Source organism: Ilumatobacter sp., assembly GCF_965215205.1.
Taxonomy (GTDB): domain Bacteria; phylum Actinomycetota; class Acidimicrobiia; order Acidimicrobiales; family Ilumatobacteraceae; genus Ilumatobacter_A.
Genome location: NZ_OZ244049.1, coordinates 959,135 through 971,641 on the forward strand (window position 1 = coordinate 959,135; position 12,507 = coordinate 971,641).

General features: G+C 73.0%; 11 protein-coding genes. 4 read left to right on the forward strand and 7 right to left on the reverse strand.

From position 1 onward, the window contains the following. Positions 1 to 242: 242 nt before the first annotated feature. Positions 243 to 1,064: a thioesterase family protein gene (locus ACOOHC_RS04555; protein ID WP_420452829.1), complete on the forward strand. Its 822-nt coding sequence runs from the start codon at positions 243 to 245 to the stop codon at positions 1,062 to 1,064. A 65-nt stretch (positions 1,065 to 1,129) separates the two neighbouring features. Here the strand turns inward: ACOOHC_RS04555 and ACOOHC_RS04560 are convergent, their stop codons facing one another. The 6 genes from ACOOHC_RS04560 to ACOOHC_RS04585 form a co-directional block, all read right to left on the reverse strand. Beyond that, positions 1,130 to 1,942, reverse strand: coding sequence for an HAD family hydrolase (locus ACOOHC_RS04560; RefSeq protein WP_420452830.1), 813 nt, complete (start codon positions 1,940 to 1,942; stop codon positions 1,130 to 1,132). Further along, on the reverse strand, positions 1,939 to 2,856 hold the full coding sequence (rsmI, locus tag ACOOHC_RS04565) for a 16S rRNA (cytidine(1402)-2'-O)-methyltransferase (protein ID WP_420452831.1): 918 nt from the start codon (positions 2,854 to 2,856) through the stop codon (positions 1,939 to 1,941). The genes ACOOHC_RS04560 and rsmI overlap by 4 nt, the downstream gene beginning before the upstream one ends. After that, positions 2,853 to 3,206: a DUF192 domain-containing protein gene (locus ACOOHC_RS04570; RefSeq protein WP_420452832.1), complete on the reverse strand. Its 354-nt coding sequence runs from the start codon at positions 3,204 to 3,206 to the stop codon at positions 2,853 to 2,855. Before ACOOHC_RS04570 ends, rsmI begins: the two co-directional genes overlap by 4 nt. A gap of 145 nt (positions 3,207 to 3,351) precedes the next feature. Continuing rightward, the gene (ychF, locus tag ACOOHC_RS04575; protein WP_420452833.1) at positions 3,352 to 4,440 is read right to left on the reverse strand and encodes a redox-regulated ATPase YchF; all 1,089 of its coding nucleotides are present in this window, start codon (positions 4,438 to 4,440) and stop codon (positions 3,352 to 3,354) included. A gap of 148 nt (positions 4,441 to 4,588) precedes the next feature. Continuing rightward, positions 4,589 to 5,533, reverse strand: coding sequence for a DUF559 domain-containing protein (locus ACOOHC_RS04580; RefSeq protein ID WP_420452834.1), 945 nt, complete (start codon positions 5,531 to 5,533; stop codon positions 4,589 to 4,591). 169 nt (positions 5,534 to 5,702) lie between these two features. Beyond that, entirely contained in the window at positions 5,703 to 6,584 is an 882-nt protein-coding gene (locus tag ACOOHC_RS04585) for a hypothetical protein (protein ID WP_420452835.1), read from the reverse strand. Between the two features lie 357 nt (positions 6,585 to 6,941). On the opposite strand from ACOOHC_RS04585, the gene ACOOHC_RS04590 reads away from it, so the two are divergent. Further along, the gene (locus ACOOHC_RS04590; RefSeq protein ID WP_420452836.1) at positions 6,942 to 7,961 is read left to right on the forward strand and encodes a PHP domain-containing protein; all 1,020 of its coding nucleotides are present in this window, start codon (positions 6,942 to 6,944) and stop codon (positions 7,959 to 7,961) included. Between the two features lie 57 nt (positions 7,962 to 8,018). Here the strand turns inward: ACOOHC_RS04590 and ACOOHC_RS04595 are convergent, their stop codons facing one another. Then, positions 8,019 to 9,170, reverse strand: a complete 1,152-nt coding sequence (locus ACOOHC_RS04595) for a serine hydrolase domain-containing protein (RefSeq protein WP_420452837.1) — start codon at positions 9,168 to 9,170, stop codon at positions 8,019 to 8,021. A gap of 541 nt (positions 9,171 to 9,711) precedes the next feature. On the opposite strand from ACOOHC_RS04595, the gene ACOOHC_RS04600 reads away from it, so the two are divergent. Next, positions 9,712 to 11,310, forward strand: coding sequence for an MDR family MFS transporter (locus tag ACOOHC_RS04600; RefSeq protein WP_420452838.1), 1,599 nt, complete (start codon positions 9,712 to 9,714; stop codon positions 11,308 to 11,310). A 521-nt stretch (positions 11,311 to 11,831) separates the two neighbouring features. Then, entirely contained in the window at positions 11,832 to 12,494 is a 663-nt protein-coding gene (locus tag ACOOHC_RS04605) for a VOC family protein (protein WP_420452839.1), read from the forward strand. The last annotated feature ends 13 nt before the right edge of the window (positions 12,495 to 12,507 follow it).

The following is a 12,507-nucleotide window of genomic DNA, read 5'->3' on the forward strand; positions in this document are numbered from 1 at the left end:
TCGGTCACGCTAGGGCGTGGCCACCCGCCCACCACGCCGGTTCCACCCGCCCGCCGCTCCGGGTGCCGGTCACCGCGCCATCGGGTGCCGGGTCCGGACGGTTCCGCTCGTCACGGATCGGGTGGGCGCACCGGACGGCCCGCACGACGAGCGCCCCGTCTCCGGGCGGGCGCTCGGTGGCGTGCCGGCGATCACACCGTGCCGGTTTCGGGGCTGCGACGCCGGATCCCTACGTTGCGGTGATGTCGGACCGCTTCGCCCTCGCCACCTCCGTCGTCGCGATCGACGGCCCCGACCCCGACGTGGGCGACGACTCGCGGCGGCGGTGGTCGGCAGCCGTCCACGACGGTTGGGACATCGGCGGCAACGCGAACGGCGGCTACCTGCTCGCGATCGCCGGTCGCGCGATGGCCGAGAGCGTCGGCGCCCCTCCGCTCACCCTGACCGGTCACTACCTGCGGCCCGCGCCGGCGGGGCCGTGCGAGGTCGCGACGACCGTGGTGCGCTCCGGACGTCGGCTGTCGACCGTCGCGGCCACCCTCTCGATGGGGGGCGAGGCGACGCTGCAGCTCCTGGGGACGTTCGGGGAGCAGCGACCGGGTGGCCCGAGCCGCACCACGCTCGAGCCGGTCGAGCTGGCCCCGTTCGAGGAGTGCGTCGTGCCGCCGCCGCCGACCGACGGACTCGTCCCCGAGCTGATGAACCGGATCGACCTGCGCATGCGCCCCGAGGACGCCGGCTTCCGGGTGGGGCGGCCGACGGGTCGACCGGAGGTGAGCGGGTGGTTCGCGCTCGGCGACGGCGAGGAGCCCGACGAGATCGCGCTGCTCCTCGCGGCGGACGCGTTCGCACCCCCCGTGTTCAACACCGACCTCCCGGTCGGCTGGGTGCCGACCGTCGAGCTGACGGTCCACGTCCTCGGCGTCCCCGCCCCGGGACCGCTGCGCTGCTCGTTCCGGTCGAGCATCATCGAGGACGGGCTGATGGAGGAGGACGGGGTGATGTGGGACTCGGCGGGATCGCTGGTCGGCACCTCCCGTCAGCTCGCGCTGATGCCGCGCTGATGCCGCGCTGTGGCCGTGCTGAGCCGACCGCCCCGCGCACGGCCGGGGTCCCGCCACCGGTTCCGTCACCAGGGGACGAGGCGGGGTGCCCGGCGTCGCCCGAACCGCGCACCGAGCGCGAAGCCGCCCACGCCGACACCGACCGTCGCGACCCCGCCGAGCGTCCGGCGCACGACCCACTTCGTGCGCTGGCTGAAGATCACGATCGGCCACGCGTTGACGCGGGCGTGGCGCTCCAGGCGGGAGTCGGGGTTGACCGCGACCGGGTGGCCGACCGCCTCGAGCATCGGCAGGTCGCTGACCGAGTCGCTGTACGCGTAGCTGCCGGCGAGGTCGTAGCCGTTCGAGGCCGCGAGCGAGCGCATCGCCTCGACCTTGCCCGCCCCGTAGACGAACGGCCCGTCGAGGTCGCCGGTGTACACCCCGTCGACGAGGGCGCTGCGGGTGCCGATGCCCCCGGTCATCCCGAGCGCGTGGGCGAGCGGTTCGACGAGCTCGATCGGGGCGGCCGACACGATGTAGGTGTCGCGGCCGGCGTCGCGGTGGCGGTCGAGCAGCCGCATCGCCTCGGGCCGGACCCGCTCGATGAGGCGAGGGACGACCTCGGCGTTCAGCGCCAGCAGATCGGCCCGACGCATCCCGCTCACCGCGCTCAGGATGCGCTCGCGCACCTGCTCGCTCGTGTCGTCGCTCGCCCCGAGGAACTTGAACGCGACCGCCCCGGCCGCGTCCTGGGCGAACTCGAGGGTCGGGATCAGGCCGGCCCGGCGAGCCTGGATCGCGAGGGTGAACGCGGACGACCCGGAGATCAGCGTCCGGTCGAGGTCGAAGAACGCCGCGGGGGTCGATGCCGAGCGCCCCGTCGAGGCGGCGCTCACGTCGCCCCCGCCACCGGGGTCGCACCGTCGGGGTCGACCTCGCCGACACCGGGGTCGGGATCCGGACCACCCGACACGGCGACGCGGGGGTCGTCACGGTCGAGCTCGACGCAGAGCTGGTACACCTCGCGCTTGCGGCGCCCGGTCCGCTCGGCGACCTCGGCCGCCGCGTCGCGTCGCGTCGATCCCCGCTCGAGCGCACCGCGCAGCGCGTCGCGGACGTCGTCATCGGTGAGCGGGGCGCCCGCCCGCCGGGCTCCTTCGACCACCACGACGTACTCGCCGCGCGGTTCGCCGATGTCGATGTCCGCGAGACGCCCGCGCACCGTCTCCTCGTGCACCTTCGTCATCTCCCGGGAGATCGCGACTCGGCGGTCGGGCCCGCAGACCTCGAGTAGGTCGACGATCGTGCGCTCGATGCGGTGGGGTGCCTCGTACACCACGACGGTGCGCGACTCGGACGCCACCTCGGCCAACCGCTCCGCGCGGTCTCGACCCGACCGGGGCAGGAACCCCTCGAACACCCACCGGTCGCCGCGGAACCCGCTGATCGTGACCGCCATCGTCGCCGCGGCCGGGCCCGGCACGGCGCTGACGACGTGGCCCACGTCGATCGCCGCCGACACGAGGCGCTCGCCGGGATCGGACACCCCCGGCGTCCCCGCGTCGCTGACGACGGCCACGTCGCCGCCGTCCGCCAGCACGCCGAGCACCTCGTGGACGAGCGCGAACTCGGTGTGGTCGTTGCACACCGCCAGCCGCTCGACGCGGATGTCGGCGTGGCGGAGCAGCTTGGCCGTCCGTCGGGTGTCCTCGCAGCAGACGAGCTGCGACGACGCGAGCACCTCGATCGCGCGCGGAGCGAGGTCGCCGAGGTTGCCGATCGGAGTCGCGACCAGCCACAGCGTGCTCACGCGCCGCGGACCTCCTCGCTGGTCCGGTGGCTCTCGTCGCGGACCTCCACCGTGTCGCCGACGCGCAGCCCCCACCGCTCGAACGCGCCGTGCTCGGCCTCGATGACCCGGTGCGCGGCTCGGACCGGGAGACCGAGGCGGTGCCGCTTCATGGTGGTCGTCTTGACGACGACGCCGTCCTCGTCGAGGAACGCCACGTCGAGCGAGAACCGCATGCCGATGGTGTGGATCCAGCGGCACGGCTCGATCACCAGCGCTCCGTCGAGGTCGTCGCGCCCGAGCAGGCCCCGGCGACGCTGCGAGGGTGTGCCCGCGATCTCGGCCGACGCCAGGACTCGGGCGTCACTCACCAACCACGGCATGGGGGAAGCATGGCACGCGTGAACCCGGCGTCGGCGTTCACGGCACGGCACGCGCGCACCGACACGGTCGCCGCCCTGGAGGCCGCACGGGTGAGCAGCTGCCGTCGGGCGCTGCCGTCGACGTGGATCGCGCTCAGACGTTGAAGCGGAACTCCATCACGTCGCCGTCCTGCGCCACGTAGTCCTTGCCCTCCATCCGCATCTTGCCGACGTCCTTCGCCGCGTTCCACGACCCGAGCTCCAGGAGCTGGTCCCACTGGATCACCTCGGCCTTGATGAAGCCGCGCTGGAAGTCGGTGTGGATGCGCCCGGCGCACACCGGGGCCGTCGATCCCTCGACGAAGGTCCACGCGCGCGACTCCTGCTCGCCGGTCGTGAGGAAGGTGCGCAGGCCGAGGAGGTGGTACGCGCTGCGGACCATCCGGAAGAGCGCTCCCTCGCCGAGACCGAAGCCCTCGAGGATCTCGCGCCGCTCCTCGGGGTCGGTGATCGACGCCGCCTCGGCCTCCATCTGGACGCACATCCCGATGACCTCGACGTCGTCACCGGCGGCTCGGAGCTCGTCCGCCACGAGGCGCTCCTTGTCGGCGATGTCGTCGATGTCGTCCTCACCGACGTTGACGACCGCGAGCACGCGCCGGTTGGTGAGCAGGAACGACGGGGCGAGGGTGGCGCGGACGTCGTCGCTCAGCCCGGCGCGGTACAGCGGCGTGCCCTCCGCGAGCGCGTCGAACGCGGCCTGGAGCGCGTCGGTGTCATCGGCCATCGACTTGTCGAGCTTGGACTGCCGCCTGGTCGCGTGCAGCCGCTTCTCGACGGTCTCGAGGTCGGCGAGGGCGAGCTCGAGCTCGACGACGCGCAGGTGCTCGAGCGGGTCGGGGGATCCGACGATGTCGTCGTTCTCGAACGCGCGCAGGACGAAGACGATCGCGTCGACCTCGCGGATGTTCGCGAGGAACTTGTTGCCGAGCCCCTCGCCGTGGCTCGCCCCCTCGACGAGCCCGCCGATGTCGACGACCTCGACCTGGGCGTGGACCGTCTTCTTCGACCTCGACATCACCGAGAGCCGGTCGAGCCGCTCGTCGGGGACCATCGCGACCCCGATGTTCGGGTCCTTCGTCGCGAACGGGTAGGGCGCGGCGAGCGCGCCGCCTCCCGTGAGGGCGTTGTACAGCGAGCTCTTGCCCGCGTTGGGCAGACCGACGAGACCGAAGCGTTCCATGGAGTCGCCGAGGCTACCGACCCGCCCCGACCCCGACCCCGACCGCGCCCTCGCGCTCGCCCTCCGGTCGCGATCCGCCGCGCATCCCGCACGGATCCGCGACCGGACGGAGGTCCCCATCGGAGTCGGCGCGGGCGTCGCCGCGGCGTCAGGCGGCGTCGGGGGCGGGACGCTCGGTCCAGCGCTCGATCGCCGCTCGGATGGTGCCGGCGACCGCAGCCGGGCGCGACGTGATCGCGCGGTACGTGAACCGGAGCACGATCCAACCGTTCGCCGCGAACTCGGCGTCGTTCGCCCGGTCGCGCTCGATGCGTTCGCGGTCGCGCCCGTGGAACGCCCATCCGTCGCACTCCAGCACGATCGGCGTGCCGACGACCCGGAAGTCGACCTCACGACCACCGATGCGTGGCTGGAACTCGAGCGGGGGCAATCCGTAGCACGCGACGAGATCGCGCATCGCCGGCTCGAGGACGGAGTAGGCGGGGCGGCCCTCGATCGACCAGTCGGCGATCGCTCGGCGCAGCGCCACGACTCCGGCGCGCCCCGGACGGGAGTGCTGCCGGACGACCGACTCCAGCGCGGCGATGCTCACCGATCGGTTCGTGAGGATGTGGCCGACGGCGCCGTGGACGCTGGCCGGGTCGACCGCACCGAGATCGACGACGGTGCGGAGCAGGTTCGTGCACGCGACGGCGTCGGCGCGGTGGCGGTCGAGCCGCATCAGATCGCGCGGGCGATGGACCGCGACGCCGTCGAGGTTCACCGTCGTCGCTCGACCGGGCCGCCGTCCGCCGGGCGCGCGCCGGGGGACGATGATGTCGACCACCGAGTCGTCGATCCCCGGGATGCCGTGGAGGTGCGCGGCGGAGCGGTGGGAGGCCAGCGCGCCGGGGCCCGCGGCGAGGACGGCGGCGGCGATCCGCTGGGTGGAGGTGGACGCCGTCCCGTCGAGTCGAGCGACGCCCGGGTGGAGACGGATCATGGTGCCGGCCCGGATCGCCCGGTTCCAGGCGTCCTCCGTCAGCTCGGTCTGGCGGCGGGCGACGACACCGTGCTGGCGCCGCGCGAGGGCATCGAGGTCGCTGAGTCGCATGCGTCCGCAGTGGGTCGTGCGTCCGTCGAACCGGAACCAGGTGTCGGTCGACTCAGGTCGGGTCGCGTTCCGGTGCGGATGGCGCGCCCGATCGCGACCGGACGTCGATGGACGGGTGGTGGGGCGGCCGTGACGAGTGACGGCGCGACGGCGAACGCCCGCCGTCGGATCAGGGGCGGAGGATGTGGAGGGTCGGACCGGAGTCGTCCTGGGCGGCCGTGACGATGGTGCCGTCGGCGAACACGACGGCCCCGGTCAGGCACGGCATGATCGTCCCGGCCCGCTCGAGCTCGGACCGCGCCTCGCCGACCACGTCGTACGCGAGCAACTCGCCGTCGAGGAACCCGCAGATCCCGATCCGGCCGTCGGGGAGCTCGACCATCGCCGACGGAGCCCGTTGCTCGACCGTCGACCGGGTCATGGCGTTCCGGTCGGCGACGAGGTCGGCTCTCCCGATCCGCTCGACGTCCTCGCGGTCGGGGTCGGCGGGATCGGGGCCGGCGGCGTTGTCGGCCACCCAGATCGCTCCGTCGTCTGCGACGGTGAACGCCCACGGGTTCGTGTACCCGACGCTCAGCGCCTCGGGGTCCTGGGTGGGATCGGCGTCCGGGTCCACGGCCACGATGGCGCCGCCGACCCCCGACTCTCGATCCCACGCCGTGTTCCGCCCGAGTCCGAGCACGATCGACCCGTCGTGCTCGTCGAGCACACCGCCGATCGCGCCGGAGCCCGCCGGACCGACGTCCCACACGATCCGGGCCGAGCCGTCGTCGGTGATCTCGCCGACGACCAGATCGAACGACCCCGGCTGCGTCCAGGCGGCGAACCGGCGGCCGTCGATCACGACCTGGCCGAGCAGGCCCCGCTGCGCTCCGTCCGTGCCGACGTCGATCGTCGCCGTCGTCTCGGGGACGGCGTCGCCGTCGAGGTCGAGCCGATGGACGGTTCCGGCGGTGCGGTCGAGCCACTCGACGGCTCGACCGGCGTCGGACTCGACCGCGACCAACCCGACGACGTCGCCGGGCGAGGCGTCGTCCAGCGACAGGAGCACCTCGGGTTCCGACGGCGCGTCGTCGGAGCAGCTCGCGGTCGCGCTCGCCGACGCAATCGCGACGACGACGGCGACGAGAGGCCTCGGACGACGTCGACGCACCGAACGGACCGTACCCGTCGTCACCCGTGACCGCCGGGCGACCCCGGTGTCCTGATCCGACGAGGCCCTTCGCACGAGGATCTCGACCGCGAGCCCCTCTGGACGACGGGTCTCCATCGCCCGTGCGACGGCGCGGACCGGTCGCGATCGCGGGGCGGATGACGCTCGGGATCGCGACCGGACGTGGAGCGCGGTCTGGACCACGGGCTGGCCGGACGAGCGGGGGCGGGAGCGCGGATCGGTACGATCTGGCCGATGACACCGGAGGACGCTCTGCTGCGGGTGATCCACTGCCTCGACCGGTCGCGGGCCTCGGGGTTCAAGACCAAGGCGTTCGTGCGAGCCCTCGACGTGGTGCGCACCACGGATCGCGACGAGCTCGAGCGCCGGGCGGACGCCGGCACGCTCGACGAGCTCGACGGGATCGGCGCCTCGACCGGACAGGTGATCGCGGACGCCCTCGCCGGTCGCGAGCCCGCCTACCTCGCCGACATCGAGTCGGCGTCGCGGATCGAGGTGAGCGATCGCGCCCGCCCCTACCTCGATGCCCTGCGCGGCGACTGCCACCTCCACTCGACCTGGAGCGACGGCGGTGCGCCGATCGAGCAGATGGCCGCGACGGCGATCGCGCTCGGCCACGAGTACATGGTGCAGACCGACCACTCGGCCCGCCTCACCATCGCCCACGGCCTGAACGAGGAGCGCCTCGCCGAGCAGCTCGACCAGATCGCCGAGGTGAACCGCCAGATCACCGAGGCCGGCCACGACTTCCGGATCCTGGCCGGGATGGAGGTCGACATCCTCGTCGACGGCGCGCTCGACCTGTCCGACGAGATGCTCGCCCGCCTCGACGTCGTCGTCGCGAGCGTGCACTCGAAGCTGCGGATGGAGCGCCGGGAGATGACCGAGCGGATGGTGATGGCGATCGCGTCGCCCCACGTCGACATCCTCGGCCACTGCACCGGCCGGATGATCGGCAAGCGCCCGCCGAGCGACTTCGATGCCGACTACGTGTTCGCGGCGTGCGCGACCTACGGCACGGCGGTGGAGATCAACTGCCGCCCGGAGCGGCTCGACCCCCCGCGCGACCTGCTGCGCCTCGCCGTCGACCACGGCTGCGTCTTCACGATCGACACCGACGCGCACGCGACGGGCCAGCTGGAGTGGCAGTCGCTCGGGTGCGACCGGGCCGCCGAGTGCGAGGTCCCGATCGACCGGGTGATGAACACCAAACCCGTCGACGAGCTGCTCGCCTGGACCGGCGCCGCCGCCTGACCGCGCCACCACGCACGGGTCGGCCGCGCACGGGCCAGACCCCGACCGTGACGCGGCTCAGCCGGCGGCCATCATCGCGCCGTAGGTCGCGAGGAGGGGGCCGGCGCCGCGGGGGTCGCCGGTCGTCGTGTCGCCCATCTTGTTCATCACGTAGCTGAAGCTGAGCGTCGCGTCCATGTCGATGATCGCGAGCGAGCCTCCCCACCCGCCCCAGTAGCAGGTGCGCGGGTTCGGCAGCGGCAGGGCCGGGCTCGGCAGCCCGAAGCCCATCCCCAGCTTCAGCTCGACGGGCAGGACGAGGTCCGTTCCCTCGGCCTGGACGTCGAAGATGCGCTCCAACCCGTCGGAGGAGATGACCTCGACCCCGTTCGCCGTCCCGCCGTTCGCGGTGAGCGTGTGGATCGCGGCGACGGAGCGGGCGTTGCCGTGGCCGCCGGCGGCGGGGATCTCGGCGCGCCGCCACTCGGGCGTCGAGGAGAACGTGGCGTCCATCGTCGGGTTGGTCAGGGTCCGCCACGCCACCGACGACTCGTCGATCTCCGTGGCGTCGGCGCCGAGCGGGGCGGCCGGCGCGATGACGTGGGCGATGCGATCGTCGTGCTCGGAGCCCGTGCCGATGTGGAAGTCCGCGCCGAGCGGGCCGGCGATCTCGTCCGCGAAGAAGGCGCCCAGCGAGCGACCCGAGACCCGCTTCACGATCTCGCCGAGGAGGAAGCCCTGGCTGATCGCGTGGTACCCGGAGGCGGAGCCGACCTCCCACCACGGGGCCTGCGCCGCGTGGAGGCCGACGAGCTTGTCGTGGTCGAGCATGTCGCTCATCTCGAGCGGCTCGTCCCACCCGGACAGCCCGGCGGTGTGGCCCATGACGTGGCGTGTCGCGACCTCCTCCTTGCCGGCCGCCGCGAACTCCGGCCAGTACGTGGCGACCGGGGCGTGGAGGTCGAGCTCGCCGCGATCGGCGAGCAGGAGGCAGCAGAGGAACGACATGGTCTTCGTCGTCGACCAGACGTTGATGATCGTGTCCTCGGACCAGTCGCGCTCACCGTCGTCGAAGGTGGCGGTGCCGCCCCACAGGTCGACGACCGTCTCACCCCCGACGGTCGCGCACACCGAGGCGCCGACCTCGCCGTGCTGGTCCCAGTTGGCGGCGAACGCGTCGCGCACCCCCTCGAACCCGCTCGCGACCGTTCCGTGCACCTCGACGCTCATGCGCGAACCGTAGCCGTCGGACTCGCTGGGTGAGCCGGTCGCGGAGCTCGTCGATCCGAACGGCTCCCGCCGACGCCGCTTCGCGGACGCCGCGATCGCCGTCGAGGCGAGGTGCGGCACGGCCGTCGACGTCGTCGCCCCGACGCTGAGCCCGACCCCCGGTGCCCGGCACGGGGTCGGCGACGGGCGCGCCGTTGGGGTCGGGCGCCCACCGGCCTAGGCTCGACGGTCCTATGTCGAAGAAGACCAAGAAGCGCAAGGCTCGCCTGCGTCGCTCGAAGGCGAACCACGGCAAGCGGCCCAACATGGGCCGCGGCTGACCCCGCCTCACCGACGCAACCGAACGATCCGACCAGGCGCCCGCGCCGGCCCCGACCGGCCGGCACGGGCGCCTCGTCGCGTCCCGGGTCATCGGCGCCGTCGGTGCGCACCGATCACGCGCCGCCCCGGGTCGGTCGGCTCGCGAGGACGGGTGCGACGACGGGTGTGACGTGCGCTCCGAGATCGTCGCCGCCCCGCGGTGGTGCGTACGTTGAGGGCGGTGTCGGTGGTGTCGTCGGTCCCGGGGTTCAGCCGCCGCCAGCTCTGGCTGGTCCTCGGCTCGCTGATGCTCGCCGTGCTGATGTCGTCGATGGAGATCTCGATCATCGCGACCGCGCTCCCGACGATCGCCGGCGACTTCAACGCGTTCGAGAGCTACGCGTGGGTCGGGACCGCCTACATCGCCACCGCTGCGATCGGGACCCCGCTGCTCGGCAAGCTGTCCGATCTGTGGGGCCGACGGACCGTGTTCCAGGCGACGATGGCGCTGTTCGTGGTCGGGTCGTTCCTGTGCGGCATCTCCCAGAACATGGGCCAGCTGATCGCGGCGCGCTCGTTGCAGGGGCTCGGCGGGGGAGCGATCCAGGCGCTCGCCTTCGCGATGCTCGGCGACATCCTCCCGCCCCGTGAGCGCGGCCGCTACATCGGCTACTTCACCCTCGCCTTCGTCGGCGCAGCCCTGTTCGGACCGCTGATCGGCGGGCTGATCATCGACCACTGGACGTGGCCGTGGGTGTTCTTCATCAACATCCCGCTCGCCGCCGTGGCGATGGCGGTCTGCCACTTCGCCCTCCAGCTCCCGTTCCCCCGCCGGAAGGCTCGCCTCGACGTCGCCGGAGCGGTGCTGCTGTCGGTGATGATCGGGTCGCTGATGATCGGTCTCGAGGTCGGCGGCGAGCGCGGCTGGACGAGCCCGCTGGTGCTCGTCCTGCTCGGCGTGGCCCTCGCCGGCGTCGTCGCGTTCGTCGCGGTGGAGCGCCGGGCGGCGGAACCGATGATCCCGCTGCGGCTGTTCTCCAACCCGGTGGTGCTCTCGTCGATGCTGCTCGGGATGTGCGCCGGCACGATCGCGTTCGGCGCCGGGCAGTTCCTCCCGCTGTACTTCCAGGATTCCCTCTTCGTCTCGCCGACCGAGTCGGGTCTGCGGATGCTGCCGCAGATGCTCGGCGTGACGCTCGGGACGTTCGGCATCGGTCGGCTGATCCACCGCACCGGGCGCTACAAGCTCTGGCCGGTGATCGGGACCGCCGTCGCGGTGGCCGGGCTCGCGTCGGTCAGCCGCATCGACGGGTCCACGCCCTACGCGCTGCTCGTCGTGCCGATGATCGCGATGGGCTTCGGGATGGCGTCGGTGTTCACCACCTCGTCGATCGCGAGCCAGAACTCGGTCGAGTTCAGCGACATGGGGGTCGTCACGTCGACGATCATGTTCTTCCGCTCGCTCGGCGGCTCGTTCGGGCTCGCCGTCTTCGGCACGATCCTCAACGCCACGATCCGTGCGGAGATCCCCGACCGGCTGGCGATCTCCGGCGAGGCCGCGTCCGACCTGATCCGCGAGCCCGCCGACATCCAGGCGCTCCCCGCGGCGAGCCGCCAGGCCGTCGTCGACACCCTGGCGCTCGGCGTCGGGAGGATCTACCTCGTGTGCGCGCTGGTGATGGTGGCCGGCTTCGTGGCGGCGGTGCTGCTGCCGGAGCGCCCGCTGCGCGATCGTGCCGGGCTGTCCGACGCGATGGAGCAGCAGGAGCAGGCGATCGCCTCGATGCCGGCGCCGTCCACCTCCCCCGCGCGCACCTGGGCGCGGACACGGGACCGCTGATCGAGCGACCCGGTCGCGGCCGGGGCGCATCCGCCCCGTCGACGAGCCTCGACCGTGCGGTGGGCACGTGGCCGCCACGTGGAACGACGGATCCGACCGTCCCCACGTGCTGCTCGTGGCGGGGGCGCGGCCGAACTCCCCGAAGCTGAAGCCGGTGCTCGACGCGTTCGAGCGACGCCTGCGCGACCGGCTCCGACGTGGCGGGGTCGACGACGACGCGGCGCACGTGGCGGACGGAACCGGTGGACCGGCCGCGACGTGGGTGACCGGCGGGTGCCGGTTCCGACGAGCGCCGATCGTCCACGCACCGGTCACAGCCCGCGAAGTCACCATCGCCCACGCCGCTGCGTCGCCGACGACCGGACTCGACGCAGCGCTGCGGCTCTCTCGCCGCCCGCACTACGATCGGCGGTGCCCATGTCCCGTCGTCGCCGATGCCAGGTCCCCGTGGTCCCGGGACTCGACGACCAGCCGATCGTCGTCCGCCTCGGGCGCGACGTCGTCGACCTCGCGAGCGCGTGATGAGCGCCCGCGTCGAGTGGCTCACGGTCGCGTCCGAGCCCGGTGCGTGGCGATCGATCGGCCTCGAGGTCGGCGACGACGGGTTCGTCCCGCTCGTCGGCACGTCGTTGCGGATCGTCGAACCCCCGCCGGCGTCGTCGTCGCCCGGTGAGGTCGACGTGGGCGCCCCCGCCGGGTCCGGCATCGTCGGGTGGGCGTTGAGCGGCATCGATCTCGCGTCCGGGCAGGGGCGCATCGACGGGTTGGCGACCGAGGTCGTCGAGCCCCGGACCCCGGTGTTCGCCCACCACGCGATCGCGGCGTCCGGTCTCGACCACGTCGTCGTCACCACCGACGACCTCGAGCGCACGAGCCGGGCCGTCGAGTCGTCGACCGGGTGCGAGCTGAAGCGGATCCGCGAGGTCGGCGCGATGCGACAGGGCTTCCACCGCATCGGCCGTGGGGGGTTGATCGTCGAGCTGGTCGAGCGTGCGGAGCACCCCGAGGGCCCGGCGCGCTTCTGGGGCGTCGTGCTGAACGTCGACGACCTCGACGCGGCGTGCGCGCGCCTCGGCGACGATCGGATCTCGGCACCGAAGGACGCCGTCCAGCCCGGTCGGCGGATCGCCACCGTGCGGGCCGACGTCGGTCTCGGCCTCCCCGTCGCCCTGATGACCCCCTGACCGGGCGGTCGCG